The organism is Roseovarius sp. Pro17 (assembly GCF_035599575.1).
GTDB lineage: Bacteria > Pseudomonadota > Alphaproteobacteria > Rhodobacterales > Rhodobacteraceae > Roseovarius.
The window spans coordinates 16377-35536 of record NZ_CP141180.1 but is presented as its reverse complement, the minus strand read 5'-3'; the positions used below and the strand labels follow the sequence as shown (position 1 = coordinate 35536).

Annotated in this window: 20 protein-coding genes and 1 pseudogene; 20 read left to right on the top strand and 1 reads right to left on the bottom strand. The window is 61.5% G+C overall.

Annotated elements, in window-relative coordinates; translation table 11 throughout:
• The first annotated feature begins 4 nt into the window (after nt 1-4).
• The 19 genes from U3654_RS20385 (at nt 5) to U3654_RS20295 (ending at nt 16537) form a co-directional block, all read left to right on the top strand.
• Nucleotides 5-1108 (top strand): mandelate racemase/muconate lactonizing enzyme family protein, encoded by a 1104-nt coding sequence (locus U3654_RS20385; protein ID WP_324755374.1) that lies wholly within the window; start codon nt 5-7, stop codon nt 1106-1108.
• A gap of 24 nt (nt 1109-1132) precedes the next feature.
• Nucleotides 1133-1492, top strand: coding sequence for a cupin domain-containing protein (locus tag U3654_RS20380; protein WP_324755373.1), 360 nt, complete (start codon nt 1133-1135; stop codon nt 1490-1492).
• A gap of 66 nt (nt 1493-1558) precedes the next feature.
• Nucleotides 1559-1909, top strand: coding sequence for an antitoxin Xre/MbcA/ParS toxin-binding domain-containing protein (locus U3654_RS20375; RefSeq protein ID WP_324755372.1), 351 nt, complete (start codon nt 1559-1561; stop codon nt 1907-1909).
• The gene (locus U3654_RS20370) at nt 1910-2407 is read left to right on the top strand and encodes an RES family NAD+ phosphorylase (protein ID WP_324755371.1); all 498 of its coding nucleotides are present in this window, start codon (nt 1910-1912) and stop codon (nt 2405-2407) included.
• Nucleotides 2404-3435, top strand: coding sequence for a sensor histidine kinase (locus U3654_RS20365; protein WP_324755370.1), 1032 nt, complete (start codon nt 2404-2406; stop codon nt 3433-3435). The genes U3654_RS20370 and U3654_RS20365 overlap by 4 nt, the downstream gene beginning before the upstream one ends.
• A 153-nt stretch (nt 3436-3588) precedes the next feature.
• Nucleotides 3589-4629, top strand: a complete 1041-nt coding sequence (locus tag U3654_RS20360; protein ID WP_324755369.1) for a substrate-binding domain-containing protein — start codon at nt 3589-3591, stop codon at nt 4627-4629.
• 66 nt (nt 4630-4695) lie between these two features.
• Entirely contained in the window at nt 4696-6141 is a 1446-nt protein-coding gene (gene pstC, locus U3654_RS20355) for a phosphate ABC transporter permease subunit PstC (RefSeq protein WP_324755368.1), read from the top strand.
• Complete coding sequence (pstA, locus tag U3654_RS20350) at nt 6138-7457, top strand: phosphate ABC transporter permease PstA (protein ID WP_324755367.1); 1320 nt, start codon at nt 6138-6140, stop codon at nt 7455-7457. Before pstC ends, pstA begins: the two co-directional genes overlap by 4 nt.
• Before the next feature lie 19 nt (nt 7458-7476).
• Nucleotides 7477-8253, top strand: coding sequence for a phosphate ABC transporter ATP-binding protein PstB (pstB, locus tag U3654_RS20345; protein ID WP_324755366.1), 777 nt, complete (start codon nt 7477-7479; stop codon nt 8251-8253).
• 12 nt (nt 8254-8265) lie between these two features.
• On the top strand, nt 8266-8979 hold the full coding sequence (gene phoU / locus U3654_RS20340) for a phosphate signaling complex protein PhoU (protein ID WP_324755365.1): 714 nt from the start codon (nt 8266-8268) through the stop codon (nt 8977-8979).
• The gene (gene phoB / locus U3654_RS20335) at nt 8976-9665 is read left to right on the top strand and encodes a phosphate regulon transcriptional regulator PhoB (RefSeq protein WP_324755364.1); all 690 of its coding nucleotides are present in this window, start codon (nt 8976-8978) and stop codon (nt 9663-9665) included. Before phoU ends, phoB begins: the two co-directional genes overlap by 4 nt.
• 118 nt (nt 9666-9783) lie before the next feature.
• The gene (locus U3654_RS20330; RefSeq protein WP_324755363.1) at nt 9784-10878 is read left to right on the top strand and encodes a LacI family DNA-binding transcriptional regulator; all 1095 of its coding nucleotides are present in this window, start codon (nt 9784-9786) and stop codon (nt 10876-10878) included.
• Entirely contained in the window at nt 10875-11870 is a 996-nt protein-coding gene (locus U3654_RS20325) for an ABC transporter substrate-binding protein (RefSeq protein ID WP_324755406.1), read from the top strand. The genes U3654_RS20330 and U3654_RS20325 overlap by 4 nt, the downstream gene beginning before the upstream one ends.
• Before the next feature lie 66 nt (nt 11871-11936).
• The gene (locus U3654_RS20320) at nt 11937-12740 is read left to right on the top strand and encodes an ABC transporter permease (RefSeq protein WP_324755405.1); all 804 of its coding nucleotides are present in this window, start codon (nt 11937-11939) and stop codon (nt 12738-12740) included.
• A gap of 3 nt (nt 12741-12743) precedes the next feature.
• Nucleotides 12744-13535 carry an ABC transporter permease gene (locus tag U3654_RS20315; protein WP_324755404.1) on the top strand — a complete coding sequence of 264 codons (792 nt, stop codon included), beginning with the start codon at nt 12744-12746 and terminating at the stop codon, nt 13533-13535.
• Nucleotides 13532-14566 (top strand): ABC transporter ATP-binding protein, encoded by a 1035-nt coding sequence (locus tag U3654_RS20310; RefSeq protein WP_324755403.1) that lies wholly within the window; start codon nt 13532-13534, stop codon nt 14564-14566. Before U3654_RS20315 ends, U3654_RS20310 begins: the two co-directional genes overlap by 4 nt.
• Nucleotides 14566-15381: a phosphodiesterase gene (locus tag U3654_RS20305; protein WP_324755402.1), complete on the top strand. Its 816-nt coding sequence runs from the start codon at nt 14566-14568 to the stop codon at nt 15379-15381. Before U3654_RS20310 ends, U3654_RS20305 begins: the two co-directional genes overlap by 1 nt.
• Before the next feature lie 169 nt (nt 15382-15550).
• Nucleotides 15551-15697, top strand: coding sequence for a hypothetical protein (locus U3654_RS20300; RefSeq protein ID WP_324755401.1), 147 nt, complete (start codon nt 15551-15553; stop codon nt 15695-15697).
• A 678-nt stretch (nt 15698-16375) separates the two neighbouring features.
• Entirely contained in the window at nt 16376-16537 is a 162-nt protein-coding gene (locus U3654_RS20295; protein WP_324755400.1) for a hypothetical protein, read from the top strand.
• 1102 nt (nt 16538-17639) lie between these two features.
• On the opposite strand, the pseudogene U3654_RS20545 reads toward U3654_RS20295, so the two are convergent.
• Nucleotides 17640-17750 (bottom strand): annotated as a pseudogene (locus U3654_RS20545) (IS5/IS1182 family transposase); the annotation flags it as partial.
• Nucleotides 17751-17870: 120 nt separating this feature from the next.
• Here U3654_RS20545 and U3654_RS20290 point away from each other — a divergent pair.
• Nucleotides 17871-18869: an LLM class flavin-dependent oxidoreductase gene (locus U3654_RS20290; protein ID WP_324755399.1), complete on the top strand. Its 999-nt coding sequence runs from the start codon at nt 17871-17873 to the stop codon at nt 18867-18869.
• Nucleotides 18870-19160 lie beyond the last annotated feature (291 nt).

Genomic DNA, 19160 nt, shown 5'->3' with positions numbered 1-19160 from the left:
CCATATGAAGATCATCAGGATCGAGACGTTCACGACCGAATTCGTCGGCTTTGTCCGTGTGACGTCCCAAGATGGCAGCATCGGTTGGGGGCAGGTGTCGACCTATCATTCCGACATCAGCTGTCAGGTGCTTCACCGCCAGGTTGCGCCTTGGGTACTGGGTCAGGACACCACTGATCTGGATGATTTGCTGGACCGCGTGGCCGAGCGTGAGCATAAATTCCCCGGCTCATACCTGCGCCGCGCGATGGCGGGCTTTGACACTGCGCTATGGGATTTACGCGGGCGGCAGGCGGGCAAATCGGTGGCCGAACTGCTGGGCGGCACGCCGGGCCGCATCCGCGCCTACGCCAGTTCGATGAAGCGCGATATTGCGCCCAAGGACGAGGCCGAAAGGATGAAGCGGCTGCGCGACGCACACGGTATTGACGCGTTCAAAGTGCGCGCAGGAGCCGAAGTGGGTCGAGGTCAGGATGAGTGGCCGGGACGGACCGAAGAGATAATCCCGACCATGCGCCGCGAGATGGGGCCAGATGCCGCGCTGCTGATCGACGCCAACAGCTGCTACGCACCCAAACAGGCCATCGAAGTGGGCCGCATGTTGGAGGATCACGGGTTTTCGCACTTTGAGGAGCCGTGCCCCTATTGGGAGTTGGAGCAGACCAAAGAGGTCACCGATACCCTCGATATCGACGTGACTGGCGGTGAGCAGGATTGCGACCTACCCACATGGAAGCGGATGATCGACATGCGCGCAGTCAATATCGTGCAGCCCGATATCCTCTATCTGGGCGGCATCGCCCGCACCCTACGCGTAGTGAAAATGGCCGAGGCGGCTGGCCTGCCGGTGACGCCCCATTGCGCGAACCTGTCGCTGGTTACGCTGTTCACCATGCACCTTTTGCGCGCGATCCCGAACGCGGGGAAATATCTGGAGTTTTCCATCGAGGGCGCGGATTACTATCCGTGGCAGGATGGGCTATTCACGAGCGATCCCTACGGCATTGAGGATGGTCACGCTACAGTCACAGACGCCCCCGGCTGGGGGATCGAGATCGCCCCTGAGTGGCTCGCGCGATCACAGTATAATGTCTCAACCGCAGAATAGAGAAGAAATGAGAGGACGAAAATCATGATCAGCCTAGATAGCTTTGGCGATCTTTCCACCGTCGATACGGGCGCGTTCAAGCCCAAGCCGACCACCCTGACGGATGGTCAGACCGAGGCGGCCAATAACCTTTGGACCTCCCCCGACGGCAAGACGAAAATCGGCGTTTGGGAATGCACCGAGGGCCGCTTTACCGCCGATCGCAGGGCGGCGGGCGAATATTGCCACATCATTTCGGGCCGTGCGACCGTCGTGAATGAGGATGGCTCGAATCCGCGCGACATTGGCCCGGGCGATCTGCTGATCCTGCCCCAAGGGTGGACTGGCGAGTGGACGATTCACGAACATATGCGCAAGCTCTATGTCATCAGCGCTACAGGTTAAGAGGCTGAGAAGCGTTGACTCACACCGATTGACGCATTATATGTCAGTCAGTGTGAGGAGGTATGTATGACTATTCTGGATTTTCAAGCAGACGGCATGTTCAAGCCGGATCGCATCGCGACTGTCCTTATGACGACGCGGGACGAAATCGCGCGCACGGTCGGTCTGGGTCGCGACGCCATCGCGCGGGCCGAGCGTGTGCGCCAGCCCCGCACGCAGCGACGCCTGCGTGAAATGATCGAGATCGTGAACCTCGCCGCGCCGCGGTTTGGCAGCGCGGCAATGGCCTATGCATGGTATCGCTCAGAGCCACTGGACGGCTTTGACGGGATGACGCCGATGGATCTGGTGCAACTGGGCCATGCGGATTGGGTGCGCGACTACCTCGCCGCGCTCGATGCCGGTGTGTTTGCGTAAGTGGACTATTCCGGCCCGCTCTACCGTGCCCTGCATCCCTATCATGCGCGCCAGCCGCTGTCGGGCGAGGGCGCGCGACGTTATGGGGGGCGGTTCAATCCGCGCGGGTGTGCGGCGCTCTACCTCGCGCGGGATTTCGACACGCTGAGGCATGAGATCGCGCGCGGCGGTAGCTTTCAACCGTCGACGATTGTTGAATATGTGACCCGGATCACTGGGCTATTCGATGCGCGCGACAGGGCGGCGCTGGCGCATTATGACATGACTCCCGAGGCGTTGGCCGACCCCGCGTGGCAACTGAAAATGCAGCGGGGCGAGGGCGTGGCGACACAGGATTGGGCCGAGGCCCTGATTGCCGCCGGGCATACCGGCGCGTTGGTCCCCAGCTTTGCCAGAGGGGCGCGGGCGGGGGCGTGCAACATCGTGCTGTGGACTTGGGGCGACGGCACGGGCGCGCATCTGCGTGTCGTGGACGACGAAGGTAGGCTGAGCCGGTGACAGACATCGACGCGCTTATCCAGGCCATCCCGTTGCCTGCGCTGCTGATTGGGCGCGATTTGCGTATCCTCGCGGCCAATGCAGACGCTGCAGCAGTCCTCGGTGCACCGAGCATTGGCGGCCACGTCGCGATGACACTGCGCCAGCCCGACGTGCTGGACGCGATAGAGGCGTGCCGCCGCACCGGCGCGCCGAGCCAAGCGCGCCATCGGGGCGACGATGCTGGGCAGGACGCGAATTATGACGTGTCCTGCACGCCGTTGGACGGCGGCGTTCTGGTCTGCCTGTCCGATATCAGTCGCGCGATGCAAACCGACCGGATGCGCCGCGAATTCGTCGCCAATGTCAGTCACGAGTTGCGCACGCCGCTCACGGCCCTGACCGGATTTATCGAGACGTTGCGCGGCCCCGCGCGCGGCGATGTGGCCGCAAGTGACCGATTTCTCGCCATTATGCAGGATGAGGCCGCCAGGATGGAGCGCCTCGTGCAAGATCTATTGTCGCTCAGCCGCGTCGAGGGGCAGGAGCGTCAACGCCCCAAGAAAAGCGTCGATCTGGGCGCTATTGCCGGTGCTGTGGTCAGCGCATTGGGCGCTGTTGCCGAAGCCGCGGAGGTCACGCTGAGCAGCGATTTGCCAGACGCACCGCTGTATATCCCCGGCGACCCGGATCAGCTGCGCCAACTCTGTACAAACCTGATTGAGAACGCTGTGAAATACGGCGGGCAGGGGGGTCGTGTTGAGGTTTCCGTAACGCCTGAGGCGCACCACCCGGCCCTGCGCGGGCCTGCCGCGATCCTGTCAGTGCGCGATAATGGCGCCGGAATCGACCCTATTCACATCCCCCGCCTGACCGAGCGATTCTATCGCATCGACAGCCACCGATCGCGGCAGATGGGCGGGACGGGGCTGGGCCTGGCTATCGTCAAACATATCGTCAGCCGCCATCGCGGTCGGTTGGCGATTCACAGCGCCTTGGGTGAGGGCAGCGAATTTCGCGTGGCTCTGCCAATGGCGGACGCACCCTGACGCAGTCCGAGTGACGTTACGACAGCCGGCAAAATCGGCATTTGTCATGAAACTGTTACAGAAGCTTTGCAAAAGCGTCGTCGTGGCCCGGTATCTGTCCGGGCAGGGCGTGCGCTGTTGTGCGCCTCTGACAGAAAAATTCAGGAGGTTCTCATGCCTTTCACAAAGCTGACCGTCTCGACCACTGCGCTTATCGCGCTGACCGCTTCCGCCGCACATGCGCGTGACAACGTGCAGATAGCAGGCTCGTCCACCGTGTTGCCTTACGCATCCATCGTCGCTGAAATCTTTGGCGAGAATTTTGAATTTCCGACACCAGTCGTCGAATCGGGTGGCTCATCTGCCGGGCTGAAACGGTTCTGTGAGGGTGTGGGCGAAGGCACGATCGATATTGCCAATGCCAGCCGCCCGATGCGCGAGAAGGAGCTGAAAGTGTGCGCCGATAACGGCGTGAACGACATCGTCGAGGTGCGCATCGGTTATGATGGCATCGTGTTCGCCAGCCGCCTCGACGGCCCGGAATTTACCGCCTTTACCGCCGGCGACTGGTATGGCGCGTTGGCGCAGGACGTGATGGTCGACGGTGCGCTGGTCGCGAATACCTATGCGCGCTGGTCCGAGGTGAACGCCGATCTGCCGGACGTGGACATCACCGCATTCATCCCCGGCACCAAACACGGCACGCGCGAAGTGTTCGAAGAGAACGTCCTGTTGCAAGGCTGCAAGGATAGCGGCGCAATGGCCGCGATGATCGACTCGGGCATGGACGAGGATGCGGCCGAGGGTGCCTGCATGTCCGTGCGCACCGATGGGCGTTCGGTGGAGATCGACGGCGACTATACCGAGACGCTGGCGCGGATCGACAGCAACCCTACGGGCGTGGGTGTGTTTGGGCTGGCGTTCTACGAGAATAACACAGACTCGCTGAAGGTCGCCACGATGGGCGGGATTGCCCCGTCGGTCGACAGTATCGCGTCAGGTGAATATCCGGTGTCTCGTCCGTTGTTCTTCTACATCAAGAAGGCGCATATCGGCGTGATCCCCGGCCTCAAGGAATTCGCTGAATTCTTTGTTGCCGACGAGATCGCGGGCGAGGGCGGGCCGCTGGCCAATTATGGCCTCGTACCCGACCCAGAACTGGCCGAGACGCAAGCGATCGTCGCGGACGAGGCCACGATGCAAGGCGGCATGTAAGCCCCGACGTCAGGGGCGGCGCGCGCTGCCCCTGATACCCACTCCGACACAAAAGACGAGCGCCCAATGTCCCTGACCCTCATCGCCCTCATCCTGATCGTGCTTGGTGGCATCGGCTATGGCATGGGCCGCGCGCGCGCCTTGTCCAGCGCAGGCGGGGACAGTCGCGCGCTGCACTCGCTGCCGCGTTACTACGGTGTGCATGTCGCGATGATGGCGCTGGTTCCGGCGGTAGTATTGCTGGCAGTCTGGCTTGCGGTGCAGCCTTTGGTTCTGGGCGGCGCGGTGGCGGGTATGATCCCCGATGGTCCAGAAGAGAGCCTGACACTCGGCGATGTGCGCCGTGTGGCGCATGGCCTCGATCTGGCAGTGGCGACGGGTGCGATCACCGACGGCGCGGCGCAGACGTTGCAGGCGAATGGCACCATTCGCGCGCTGCTGGCCGAGGTGGGTGCCCCGTTGGCGTCCACTGTAACGGCCCCGGTGCTGGAAGCCGCGCAAGCGTATCGACGCATGGACGCGCAGGGGGATCTGGCGATGGGCATAGCGGTTCTGGCGCTGGCCGTCGCGGGGTTAACGCTGGCGCTGATGCACACGGATAAGGACCTTCGCGCCGGTAACAGGGTCGAATCCGGGGTGCGCGCGCTGTTGGTGCTAGCCGCCAGCATCGCGGTCCTGACCACGCTGGGCATCGCGCTATCGCTCATCTTCAGCACCATCGAGTTTTTCCGCATCTACCCGGCTGGCGACTTCTTTTTCGGCACGACATGGGCGCCCAGCTTTGGCGGCGGGAGCGAGTTGGGTGTGTTGCCGCTGCTGTGGGGCACGCTCTATATTTCGTTCATCGCGCTCGTGGTTGCCGTGCCCATCGGCCTCTTTGCCGCGATTTACCTCTCGGAATATGCCAGTCCGCATTTGCGCGGCGTCATCAAGCCGCTGCTGGAACTGCTCGCTGGTATACCGACCATCGTTTACGGCCTCTTTGCGCTGGTGACGGTCGGCCCGCTGCTGATGCAGGTGTTTGGCCGCGACGGTCTGGGATGGATGCAGGCGGGGACTGCGGTGATGACGGCCGGCTTGGTCATGGGAATCATGCTGATCCCCTTCGTCAGTTCGCTGAGCGATGATATTATGGGCGGCGTGCCGCAGGCGCTGCGCGATGGCAGCTATGGCCTGGGGGCGACTCGCTCGGAAACGATCCGGCATGTCGTGTTGCCCGCCGCGCTGCCCGGTATTGTCGGCGCTGTGCTGCTGGCCGCCAGTCGCGCGATTGGCGAGACGATGATCGTGGTTTTAGGCGCCGGCGCCGCCGCGCGGCTGGGGCTGAACCCGTTTGACGCCATGACGACCGTCACCGCCAAGATCGTCAGCCAACTGACCGGCGACGCCGATTTCGCCAGCCCCGAGGCGCTGGTGGCCTTCGCCCTCGGCATGAGCCTGTTTATCGTCACGCTGGGGCTGAACGTGCTGGCCCTATGGATCGTGCGCAGATATCGCGAGCAATACGAATGACCCACAATTCTTTGTTAGAGCCTGATTCCCGTACCAAGCGCCGCAACCGCGCCGAAAAACGGTTTCGTGTCTATGGCGCCATTGCCATCGCCATCGGCCTTGGCTTTCTGGTGGTGCTGCTAAGCACGATCATCCTGAACGGGCGCGGTGCGTTTCAGCAGACGTTTATCAGCCTGCCGATCTACCTAGATCCGGCCAAGCTGGACAAGAACGGCAATCGTGATCCCGCCGATATCGCCAAGGTCTCGACCTTCGGCTACGCACCGCTGATCCAAGGCGCGCTGCTGGCGCAGGTCAAGACGCTGGATATTGCCACGCCGCTGGATACTGCGCAGGATATGAAGCAGCTCATTTCACCGTCCGCCGCCGCGACGGTGCGCAACGCGGTGCGCGCGGATCCGACCCTGATCGGCCAGACAATAACGTTCGACCTGCTCGCCACCAGCCGCGTCGATGGCTACCTGAAGGCGCGCGTCAGCCGCGAAAGTGTGGCGCGCGATAGCAACATCAGCGCCCAACATCTGGATCTGGTTGATGCGCTGAGGGATGCGGGCATCGTCGCCAAGCGGTTCAACCTCGCCTTTATCACCGGTGCCGATGCCAGCGAAAGCCGCCCCGAGCAGGCGGGCATGGGCGTGGCGATGCTGGGATCGCTGGCAATGATGGCCGTTGTGCTGGTCCTGTCGCTGCCTATCGGCGTGGCCGCGTCGATTTATCTGGAGGAATTCGCGCCCAAGAACCGCTTTACCGACGTGATCGAGGTGAACATCTCGAACCTCGCTGCCGTGCCGTCGATCGTGTTCGGTATCCTCGGCCTGGCCGCGTTCATCCAGTTCGCGCATCTGCCGCAATCCGCGCCGCTGGTCGGGGGCCTTGTGCTGACGTTGATGACGCTGCCGACGATCATCATCTCGACCCGCGCCAGCCTGAAATCGGTGCCGCCTTCAATCCGTAGCGCCGCCCTCGGCGTAGGCGCATCGAAAATGCAGGCGGTGTTCCATCACGTCCTGCCGCTGGCCATGCCCGGTATTCTGACCGGCACGATCATCGGCCTTGCGCAGGCCTTGGGCGAAACCGCACCGCTACTGTTGATCGGCATGGTCGGTTATGTAGCGACGAATTACCCCGATGGCGTTTCATCCGCCTTTTTAGACCCTAATTCGGCCATGCCCGCGCAGATCTATGAATGGGCCAAGCGCGCCGATCCCGCCTATTACGAGCGTGCATGGGGCGGCATCATCGTGCTGCTGGTCGTGCTGCTTGCCGTCAATCTGATCGCCATCCTCCTGCGCCGCCGGTTCGAGCGGCGTTGGTGACCACATGAGGACTTTTCAAATGCAGGACATCAACGCCCCCGAGATCAAGATCGCCGCGAATAACGTGCAGGTCTGGTATGGTGACACGCACGCCATCAAGGACGTGTCCGTCGATCTGGAGGATCGCACCGTGACCGCCTTTATCGGCCCGTCGGGCTGTGGCAAATCCACGTTTCTGCGCTGCCTCAACCGGATGAACGACACGATCGAGATCTGCCGGATCAAGGGCGACATCCGCCTGGATGGGCAGGATATCTATGACCGGCGCGTCGACCCGGTCCAGCTGCGCGCCCGTGTCGGCATGGTGTTTCAAAAGCCGAACCCGTTTCCAAAATCCATATTTGACAATGTCGCATACGGCCCGCGCATCCACGGCCTTGCCCGCAACCGCGCCGATCTGGACGCCATCGTCGAAGAGGCGCTGCGCCATGCTGCGCTGTGGGATGAGGTCAAGGACCGGCTGACCGCCCCCGGCACGGGCCTCTCGGGCGGGCAGCAACAGCGCCTCTGCATCGCGCGCGCCATTGCCACGCAGCCAGAAGTGCTACTGATGGATGAGCCGTGCAGCGCATTGGACCCCATCGCGACGGCGCAAGTGGAAGAGCTGATTTCGGGTCTGGCACAGGATTTTAGTGTCGCGATCGTCACTCATTCGATGCAGCAGGCGGCGCGGGTCAGCCAGAAAACCGCGTTCTTTCATCTGGGCCATTTGGTGGAATATGGTGAGACGGGGCAGATCTTTACCAACCCCGTCGATAGCCGCACAGAGAGCTACATCACCGGCCGGATCGGTTAAGGAGTCAGCAATATGAGCCATCACATCACATCCGCCTATGACCGCGACCTTGAGTTGGTCGAAGTTCTCATCACCCGCATGGGTGGCCTGGTCGAACAGGCGATCCTCAATGCGGCCAGCGCGCTGGAGGCGCAGGACGAGGAGGCGGCGCAGGAGGTGCGCCGCGCTGATCGCGCCATCGACGCGCTAGAGGACCGGCTAAACGATGAGGCCGCGCGCATCATCGCCCTGCGTGCGCCGACCGCGATTGATCTGCGCGTGATCCTGTCGGTCATCAAGATTTCGGGCAACCTTGAGCGTATCGGTGATTATGCGAAAAACATGGCCAAGCGCACGACCGTTCTAGCCGGAATGCCGCAGGTCGAGGGCGCGACCGCCGCGCTGCGCCGCATGGCGCGCGAGGTAGAGCGCCTGCTAAAGGACGCGCTGGACGCGTATGTGCGCCGCGATGTTGAACTGGCCCACGAGGTGCTGCAACGCGATCAGGACATTGACCAGATGTATAACGCGGTGTTTCGCGAATTCCTGACCTTCATGCTGGAGGATCCGCGCAACATCACCCCCTGCATGCACCTGCATTTCATCGCCAAGAATACCGAGCGGATGGGCGATCACGTCACCGCCATCGCCGAGCAGGTGATTTACATCGTCACCGGCACTCACCCGGATGAGGACAGGCCAAAGGGCGACAGCACCTCGGTCGACACGGGCGTGCCCACCGCATGAGTGCCGCGCGCCCTACCGTCCTGTTGGTCGAGGATGAGCCGGCGCAACGCGAGGTGCTGGCCTATAATCTGGGGGCCGCCGGGCTGGACGTAATTCAGGCCGCCGACGGCGAAGAGGCGCTGCTGCTGGTGGCCGAGGGCGCGCCCGATCTGATCCTGCTGGACTGGATGCTGCCCCATGTTTCGGGGATCGAGGTCTGTCGCCAGCTAAAAGCCCGCAGCGCCACGCGGGGCGTGCCGATCATCATGCTCTCGGCGCGCTCGGAAGAGGTGGACATGCTGCGCGGCCTCGATACCGGGGCGGATGATTACATGACCAAGCCCTATTCCCTGGCCGAACTGATGGCGCGCGTGCAGGCCCAGTTGCGCCGCACGCGCCCGGCGGCTGTAGGGTCGCGACTGGAATTTCAGGATATTGTGCTGGACGGCGAGACGCACCGCGTCACCCGCGCGGGCCACGAGGTCAAGCTGGGTCCGACCGAATTCCGTCTGCTGGCGACCCTGATGGAAAAACCGGGTCGCGTTCTTAGCCGCGAGCAGTTGCTGGACCGGGTCTGGGGCCGCGATATTCACGTCGACAGCCGCACGGTAGATGTTCATGTGGGGCGTCTGCGCAAAGCACTATTACTTCACGGCGAGGGTAATCCGCTGCGCACTGTGCGCGGTGCGGGCTACGCGTTAGGGTAGCGGTTGGCGCGCAGCGTCGGCACGCACTGTCACGAAAATTTTGCAAAACAGGCGCTATCCAGATGCTAGAACGGCTGTTAACGTACAATGGAAACGTTTCCAGCATAGCCGAGCGTCGATGAACGAAAAGGCCACCATCACCATAAAAGACGTCGCCCGCGCCGCGGGCTGTGGTGTGGCGACGGCCAGCCGGGTCCTGAATGCGTCGGGGCCGGCCAGCGCAGAAATGAGTGAACGGGTGCGCCGCGCCGCCGCGGATCTGGGATTTTCCTTCAGCGCGATTGGGCGCGCCTTGCAAAGTCGACGGTCGATGACGGTCGGCTGCCTTGTGCCGTCATTGGCCAACCCCGTCTTTGGTGAGGCGATGCAGGGCGTGCAAAACCAGTTGCGCGCGGCGGGCTATCAGCCGCTGATTTGTGCGTCGAACTACGACGAGGCCACCGACGAGGATATGCTGCGCACCCTTCTGGCGCAAAAGGTCGACGGGCTGATCGCCACCATGGCCGCGCCTGCCCGCAGTGCCGCGCTTCGGGTGGCGCGCGCGACGGGCGTGCCCGTGTCGCTGATGTTTCACGACCCTGTCGAAGGGTTCGCCAGCGCCTATGTCGACAACGCCGCCGCCGCGCGTGAGGTCGCGCGCCAGTTCATTGCGCGCGGGCATCGCCGACTTGGGTTTTTGGCGCTGCGCTTTGCCTCGTCCGACCGCTCGCAGAGCCGATATGCCGGGTTTCGCGCTGAATGCCACGCGCATGGCTTGGCCGAGCCCGCGCTGATCGAAATGGACGAGCGTGAGGCGCGCAACCCGGACAGGATCGCCGAAATTCTGCGCGCCAATCCGAATATCACCGGCCTTTTTGCGTCCAATGATTTTCTGGCCATCGCCGTGCAGAATGCAGCGGGTCGCATCGGTCTGCGTGTGCCGGATGATCTGTCGGTCATTGGCTTTGACGGGATCGACATCGGTCGTCTGCTTAACCTGCCGCTCGCCACAATCGAGACTGATGCAGGCGCAATGGGCTGTCAGGCAGCGCATTCACTGCTGATTGCCATGCAAGGCGGGGGGATGCATCAGGCGCCCCCTTTGCCATTCGTTTTCCGCGCCGGGGCGACGCTTGCTGCCGCGCCGGAGAAAAAGGACGGCGGTCGGGCTGCACCCCGGCCGTCGCCTGTCACCCTCGCCTCAGTTCCACCCAAAACAAGGATGAACCCATGAGACATGTCTTTACTGCCGCACTTGCCGCGACCACCCTCGCCGCGCCCGCCATGGCCGAGCAGGGAATTTGCTATAACTGCCCGCCGCAATGGGCCGACTGGGCCTCGATGCTGGAGGCAATCGACGAAAAGCTCGATATCCAGATGCCGCATGACAACAAGAATAGCGGCCAGACCCTGAGCCAGCTCTTGGCCGAGGAATCAAACCCCGTCGCCGATGTCGCCTATTATGGAGTCACCACCGGCATCAAGGCTGGCGACAGGGGCGTGGTCGAGCCCTACAAACCCGCCCTATTTGATGAAATCCCCGAGGGTCTGCGCGATCCGGACGGCAAATGGTTCGCCATTCACTACGGCACGCTGGGCTTTTTCGTGAATGTCGATGCGCTTGGTGGGGCCGAAGTGCCGCAGTGTTTCGCGGACCTGAAAAAGCCGGAATATCGCGGCATGGTCGGCTACCTCGATCCGTCCTCGGCCTTTGTCGGCTATGCGGGTGCGGTCGCGGTCAACATCGCGTTTGGCGGTGATCTGGACAATTTCGACCCGGCGATCAAATTCTTTAACGAACTGGCCGAAAATTCACCCATCGTGCCCAAGCAGACATCCTATGCGCGCGTTGTGTCAGGCGAAATTCCGATCCTTTTCGACTATGATTTCAATGCCTATCGCGGCAAATACGAAGAGGACGGTAATTTTGAATTCGTCCTGCCGTGCGAGGGGTCCGTGCGTGTCCCCTACGTCATGAGTCTGGTCAAAGGCGGCCCGCATCCCGAGGTCGGCAAGCGGGTGCTGGACTTTATCCTGTCCGATGAAGGTCAGGCGATCTGGACTAACGCGTACCTTCAGCCCGCCCGCCCCGTCGAGCTGCCCGCCGATGTCGCGGCCAAGTTCCTGCCCGCCAGCGATTACGAGCGCGCGGTGGCCGTGGACTATGCCAAGATGGAAGAGGTTCAATCCGCCTTCGGCGAGCGCTACCTGTCTGAAGTCAAGTAAACCTGATGCCGTCAGGGGGCAGGGCCGCGCGCCTTGCCCCTTTGGTAGGTCCGAAAGGGTTCGCCCATGTCATCCCGCACCTTTGTTGCGCTCTGTTTTCTGCCGCTGGCGATATTCACGCTGGCCTTCCTGGCGCTGCCGCTGGTGCGCCTGATCCTCGCCTCTGGCGAGAGTGAGGCAGGCTGGGCGATCTATCTGGAGATTCTACAAAAACCGCGCTACCTGTCGACGCTGATCCAGACGGTCGTTATCTCGGTCCTCGTCACTGTTGCTGCGCTGGCAATATCGACCACCGCCGGGCTGTTCCTGGTGCGTAACCGGTTTCCGGGGCGGGGCGTGCTGCTGTCGATCCTGACGCTGCCGCTGGCGTTTCCGGGGGTTGTCGTCGGGTTCATGATCATCCTGCTGGGCGGTCGTCAGGGTCTGATAAATCAGATCACGCCGGGGCATGTGGTGTTCGCCTACTCGGCCTTTGGCCTGTTCCTCGGCTATCTCTATTTCTCGATCCCGCGCGTATTGCTGACCGTCATGGCCGCCGCCGAGAAAATCGACCCCGCGTTGGAAGAAGCGGCCCTAACACTGGGCGCATCGCCCTATCGCATCGTGCGCGACGTGCTGCTGCCCGCCCTCATGCCTGCGATGATCGCGGCGGGGGCCATCGCATTTGCCACCGCTATGGGTGCGTTTGGCACGGCCTTTACGCTGGCCACGAATATCGACGTGCTGCCGATGGTGATCTACACCGAATTCACCCTGTCGGCGAATATCGCCATGGCATCCGCGCTGTCGGTGATCCTGGGGCTGGTCACATTGGCGATGTTGCTGATCGCGCGCAGTTTCGCGGGCGGCGTTGTGGCGGCGGGCGGCTAAGACATGCTGAAATCACCTGCAAAATTACTGCAATTGACCGTCACGCTGCTGGCCTGCGCATTCCTGTTGGTGCCGACGCTGCAATCGGTGCTGGCGGGCGTCACGGTCAACTACTTTCAGGGCGTCAAATCCGGCCTGACGCTGAAATGGATCGGCGAGGTCTGGACACTCTATTCATCGTCAATTTTCCTATCAATCTGGCTGGCATTCTGTTGCCTGATCTGCACCCTCATCATCGGCGTGCCGGCCGCCTACGCCTTGGCGCGCAACCCCGGCCGCATGTCCCGCGTGCTGGAGGAGTTCATATCGCTCCCCCTCGCGATCCCCGGTCTGGCGTTGGCGCTGGCGTTGCTCCAAGTCTACGGCTCTGTCCAAGGGTTTCGCGCGCATTGGAGCTTTATCCTCGTCGGACACGTTCTTTATACGCTGCCCTTCATGGTCCGCTCGGTGCTGTCGGTCATGGCCGCCATCGACCTCAAGACGCTTGAGGAAGGCGCGGCATCCCTCGGCGCGCCCGCATGGCGGCGGTTCATCGACATCGCCGTTCCCAACGCACTGCCCGGCGTTCTGGCCGGATCGCTGACAGTGGTTACGCTGTCGATCGGCGAATTCAACCTGACATGGATGCTGCACACGCCATACCTCAAAACCCTGCCCGTGGGATTGGCCGATAGCTATGCCTCGATGCGGCTGGAAATCGCGTCGGCCTATACGCTGGTCTTTTTCGTGATGATCGTGCCGCTACTGATGGCGATGCAATGGGCCTCGGCCCGTGCGCAAAGGATACTGACATGACCCTGAAGCTGACCAATGTCGCCAAGACTTTTCCCGACGGCACCCGCGCACTGACGCCCGTCGATCTGGATATTGCCGAGGGCGAGATCGTGTCGCTGCTGGGGCCCTCTGGCTGTGGGAAAACGACCCTGTTACGCATCATTGCGGGGCTAGAGACGACCGATGCAGGCGGCAAAATCCGGTTCCAGGATGAGGACGTAACCGCCCTGTCGGTCGTGCAACGCAAGGTGGGGATGGTGTTTCAGTCCTACGCGCTGTTTCCCAACATGTCGGTGCGCCGCAACATCGGCTACGGGCTAAAGATGCAAAAACTGCCCAAGGCCGAGATCAACGCACGCGTCGATGAGGTGATCGCGCTGTGCCGCCTCGGGCCTTATGCGGATCGCCCGATAAATGCCCTGTCGGGAGGTCAGCGCCAGCGCGTCGCATTGGCGCGCGCCTTTGCCCCGCGCCCGCGTATCCTGTTGCTGGATGAGCCTTTGTCGGCGCTCGATGCGGCCCTGCGCGGACAGTTGCGCGATGAGCTGGCCGTGCTTTTGCGCACCTTCGGGATCACCGCCATTTTCGTCACTCACGACCAGACCGAGGCGATGGCGATCGCCGACCGCGTCGCCGTCATGGCGCATGGCAGCATCGCCCAGATCGGCACGCCCGAGGCGCTCTACCGCGCGCCCGCGTCGCCGTTTGTCGCGCGGTTCGTCGGCGATGCGATGCCACTGGCGGGCCGGTTAAGCGGCGGCGCGCTGCATCTGGATGGTGGCATTCTGCCGCTGGAAGGCGGGGCGGACGGCGGCACCGCCTATGTCCGGGCCGAGGATGTGCGGCTGGACGAAAATGGCCCACTAAAGGGACGGATCGACGCGGTGACCTTCCTCGGCACGCATTACCGTGTCGTGCTGTCGGGCGTCACGCCCGAGCCGGTCATCGCCCTGCACGCTGGCACCAGCGCCCCCAAACTGGGCGCGACTGTGGGTCTCAGCATTGCGCCCGGCGCCATCCTCAGCTTTGCGGCCGAGCCGGAGACAGCCTGATGTCCGCGTTCATTCAAATCACCGACACCCACATCGTCCCCGAGGGCGAGCTGGCCTATAACCGCTCTGACACAGCCGCGGCGCTAAGTGAGGCGATCAGCACCGTCAACGGCATCCTGCCGCGCCTTGATCCGGTGGACTGCGCCATCATCACTGGCGATCTGACGGACTACGGCACGCCTGCGGAATACGAGCGGCTCAAGGGCATCATGGCCGATCTGAACCTGCCCTACCTTGCCATTCCGGGCAATCACGACGCGCGGGATGCGATGCGCGCGGCGTTTGCGGATCAGAACTGGATGCCAGAGGCTGGCCCAATCCAGTGGAGCCGGGATTTCGGGGATTTCACTGTCATCGGCCTCGACACGCTGGTCGAGGGATCGCATCACGGAACGCTCTGCGACGAGGGTTTGGCGTTTCTGGACCGCATATTAGGGTCGCTGAACGGCCATCCGGTGGTGGTGGCGACGCATCATCCCTGGATGCATTCCGGCGTGATCGCGATGGACAACAACAATCTGCAAAACGGGGGCGCGCTGCTGGACCGGCTAGAGGCCTATGGCGGTCCCGCGCGCATGATTTCCGGCCACGTGCACCGCACGCTGACCACCCAGATCGGCAAGGTGACGTGCCAGATCGCGCCCGCGCCCTGCCACGCCGTGCACCTCTCGCATCAGACGGCATCCGTAAATTCCCTGATCATGGAGCCGGGCGGCGTTACGCTGTGGAATTGGCAGACCGCGCCGCAGCCCTGCCTTGTGTCGAATGTGATCCCGGTTGGGACGTTCAAGGGGCCGTGGCCGTTCTACGGCTAGGCGCTCAGTTTCGCTCAGGCAGCGAACACGCCGTCCTTAGTATCGAACATAACATGGGCACCTTGATGAAGCTGGGACGCACGTTGGTCGAAGGGCCGCCATCCGTGGTGCGCGATGGCCCCGAGGTTAAGGCCACCTTTATGGGCGACATACTGACAGGGGATATCGCATGACCGACGCCCTGCAAGTCGAGGATATTCACATCTACTACGGCAAAAGCCAAATGATTCAGGGTCTGTGCCTGCGCGTCGGCGACGGCGAGATCGTCCGCTTCGTGGAGCCACAGCAACGCCTGCGCAAGCAGCGTTCATCATAGATGGTCGTTCTACCTCACCGACTATGTCGATCAAATGCTCCAAGATTTCTCTTATTACGCAGAAGTAATCCTCGGTCTAAGCAAACAAGACTTCCCTATCACGACCACGCAATCATGGCCCGCGGGGCGTATTCATACCTTCCAACTCGCGCGAGGGCGAGTGCCAAAGTCGTGCGATAGATGCTGACGCTAGTCGTGCTAACGTGAGGGCTTTGTCACGACCGGCTTCCGCTCCCAATCTTACTGTCGCAACACTTCATACGAAAAGACGGCTGCCAATAGCCTCTAGGATGTCTTGTTCAAGGAAATTATCAGTGAGTTTTCCGCTTTCCAAACTCCGCTTGCCGCGAATGCGGCTGCCAGCTTTGCTATCCGCTACTGACGCAAAGCGCTGTGCGCGGCCATTGGAGTCTAGACAGCGAAATCACCCTCAGTCCCGTAGATTGGCAATTTAAAAGTAGCGCGCATCTGCATGCAGGAAGATAACTGATAATAGTAGTTATGTAACTTGTATTTGAATCAACCGTCTATAGTCAAAAAAAGTCCGATTCCCAAATGATACCCACTGTATTTGGGCGGCGATCATAGCACACACTCGGAGGCCACGTCGCGATTGCCGGAAACGCCATTAGCAGGCCGACGGCGAGGATCGGTAGCAGGACAACCGGGACGGTGTCGATGCGCCCGCCGGATAGTGATGTTCAGGATACGCTCGACCGGTTCGTCACCGTCAAAGCGGCGAAACACCAGCGAACAGATCGACGCACAGATGAAGATCTGCTGGCGGCGCTCATCTCGTTCCCGCATCTGTCGCTCTGGCTGCCCTCGCTGAGGCAATAATCTCAGCCCGGACAGCGCCATAGAACCCGCCTGATCCACAACTCAGCACCACCTGCATCGCAGCGTCAACAACAAGGACCCCGCCAATCATCGCAAAACCCGTGGGCGCTTCGGCCCCGGCCAACTCTGCGGAGTGGCTCTGTAAAAGGAGAAGCGCGGCCAATCCGATGGACCTGCGGGCAGGACAGGGTGACGTCCCCACTAAGGAAGCGTCAGACAGCTACGGCGAAACCAATCGCATCACCTTTGAGGATGGCGTCACAATCGGCGATCTCTTCGTTGTCACCGAACGGATTGATGGGGTCGATTCCAAGATCCGTTCAAGACCGCGGCCGCATTGATCTCGATAATCCCCACAGGGGTGGCAAACTCATCCTGTTGTCCTTTTTCCTATTATTTGATGTGCCCAATTTTCCAAATTTTCCTGACCCGCAAACAATTGCTCAGCACATAAGTGAATTCGGAGTATAAGTTCTCAGGGCCGCCTGTGCTCGGAAGGAGAATTTGATAGGCGCCCCTATGTAATCCGAATAAGCTATGGATTTCAAAAGGCCTCTTATTTCGGCTTGAACTACAGCAATCAGGATTTTCTTTTACGTATTCATGGGCCTCATCCAGAGTGGCAATTTTTGGTATAATGTAGCTGCGGGAATTGGCAGCATCGTGAAGGGTAAAGACGAGGGCCTCTTCATGGGAAAATCTGGTTGCTTGAGGAATGCAATACCCGGCTGCATTCGTAGCCCAGTAACCAATAAGCAATGCTACACCGCTGACCCAATAAACCGCCTTTAACATAGTTTCGCTCGCTCCACGATGTTGTTGTTATTTTGCTAATTGGGAGGTGAAATCGGATAAACACTACCCAGAGGATGATTTGGATTTACCGACCGTCTGGTGCCAGCATACAGCGGCACAGGCAGGGGTGAAAACGATGGAATGATCTGACGGCTTCACCCCAACAACATTTCACTACACCTTACTGATCTCACGAGTCTCCGTTGCACAAAATCGGTAAATGGACGGCACCCCTCCTTCCCCGACGGATTTACCCGATGGCTTGTGTGGCAAGGATTGCAAGCGCGGTGTAGCCGTTCAAGACTGAGAGGCATTCTCGTCTCAATGCGGCTTCGTCAGTAACAGGCTTCGAAAGCGCGGTGTTCTTGCGAGGTGGGATGACAGCATGGGCATCATGTTCCGCAATGGCATTGTGGCATGGTTCGCCACCTCGGCGACCCCGACATCCTCCCGCCTGCGCAGACTTATCCCTGCCCTCCGCTTGCCAAACTGCCTTCGGATGCCCAGATCAAGCAGGAACAATGAACACAGGTGACACATGCGATATTCAGCTCTGGATCTCGCGCCCGTGCCCGAGGGGTCGGACGCCGCAACTGCCATAGCCAACAGTGTCGCGCTGGCCCAAAAGGCCGAGCGCTGGGGATATCACCGCTATTGGCTGGCCGAGCATCACAACATGCCCGGCATCGCCAGCGCCGCGACGTCGGTGCTGATCGGCCATATTGCAAACGCCACGCAGACCATGCGCGTCGGCGCGGGCGGGATCATGCTGCCCAATCACGCGCCCCTCACGATTGCCGAGCAGTTCGGCACGCTGGCCACCATCCACCCGAACCGCATCGACCTCGGCCTTGGCCGCGCGCCGGGCGGTGACATGGCCGTAGCGCGCGCTTTGCGGCGGGGCCTTGAGGCGGACCGCTTTCCCGACGATGTGGTTGAACTGATAAACTACCTTGGCGATGCCCGCCCCGATGCGCCGGTCGCGGCCCATCCCGGTCAGGGCACGCATGTCCCTATCTGGATTCTGGGCAGCAGCCTTTATGGCGCGCAACTGGCCGCGCATCTGGGCCTGCCCTATGCATTCGCCTCGCATTTCGCGCCGGACGCGCTGGATGAGGCTCTGCAGATCTACCGCGACCGGTTCCAACCCTCGGCGCAGCTTGAGCAGCCCTATTTCATGCTGGCCGCCAACGTCTTTGCCGCAGATACAGACGCCGAGGGCGCGTATCTGCGCACATCGATGCAGCAAGCGTTCGCGCGCCTGCGCACCGGCCAGCCCAGCAAACTGCCTGCGCCGGTGGACGATATCGAGGCCGCAATCGGCCCCGACATGACCCGCGCCGTCAATCAGGCGCTGCGCGTGTCGGCAGTGGGGTCAAAGGCGTCGGTGCGATCTGCATTGACCGCGCTGAAGGACCGCTATGCCCCCGATGAGATGATCCTGACCGGCCAAATTCACGACGCAGAGGCGCGCCAGAAATCCTTCGGCATCGCCGCCGAAGTGCTGACGGATATGAGCGCGGTGGAGGTGGCGTGAGCACGTTCCCTGCCAGACGCTCCAGTACTTCAAACCGCGTGCACGGCGACGATGTATCGAAGGTCCGCTTCGAGCCCTCTTTACCGATTTTATGCAATGCAGCTAATGTCTGCTATCAAGGGGACCCCAAAACCTTCAACAGCTAAATAGGTTTTGAACGGGGTGTTTGGCAGATTCAATCGGGGTAGTGTTCGCTTGTGCCAAAGGGGAGGGTTTTGAGATTGCCCGCGAACAACCACTTTGCGGGACTGGGCGACTGGGTTGCAAACTGCCGCGCAAAAGAACAGATGA